Origin of the sequence: Sulfuricurvum sp. RIFCSPLOWO2_12_FULL_43_24, assembly GCF_001829605.1 — a bacterium.
Taxonomy (GTDB): Bacteria; Campylobacterota; Campylobacteria; order Campylobacterales; family Sulfurimonadaceae; genus Sulfuricurvum.
Window position 1 is genome coordinate 75,314 of record NZ_MIBT01000034.1, and the last position, 536, is coordinate 75,849.

Genomic DNA, 536 nt, shown 5'->3' on the forward strand with positions numbered 1-536 from the left:
GGCAAAAGAGTTTTACGAATTTGCTAAAACAATCTACCTACAAACAAAACAAAAAATCGGACAATGAGAGACGAATACAATTTTTCTCAATCTACTGCAAGTATATATAAAAACAAAGAGCAAGGGATCAACTATGGATGGCAAAGAACGGAAAAATATTATGTCGGGCAAACGGGTAAGCATCGTCCTCAAAGAGGACCAATCGACAGGTAGATTAACAGAGGGAGTTGTCCGTGACATCCTCACTAAATCCCCGAACCATCCGCACGGGATTAAAGTGAGATTGATGAGCGGGGAAGTGGGACGGGTTAAAGAGGTGTTTTGATTCCTTTGTCCTTTTCTTTTTAATAAAGAAAAGAACCAAAAGAAAAGCGCCCTCATCCCAGAACGCTGGCGGTACGCTTGTGCACTACTGCACACGACCTTGCTCTAAGTATTATATGAGAGCAGGATTTTTAATAAATGATTTTCGCTTTTGCGAAAATAGAATAACAATCGGACTTTCGAGCATCCTTGAAAGCCATGCGCGAAGGCTC

1 protein-coding gene is annotated in these 536 nt (G+C 41.2%); it reads left to right on the top strand.

Annotated elements, in window-relative coordinates; genetic code table 11:
• Window positions 1-133 precede the first annotated feature (133 nt).
• On the top strand, window positions 134-325 hold the full coding sequence (locus tag A3G19_RS03675; protein ID WP_294870613.1) for a YwbE family protein: 192 nt from the start codon (window positions 134-136) through the stop codon (window positions 323-325).
• The last annotated feature ends 211 nt before the right edge of the window (window positions 326-536 follow it).

Bases quoted from the DNA above. Each gene is read 5' to 3' on its own strand.
- A3G19_RS03675 (WP_294870613.1), top strand. From the start codon at position 134: ATGGATGGCAAAGAACGGAAAAATATTATGTCGGGCAAACGGGTAAGC.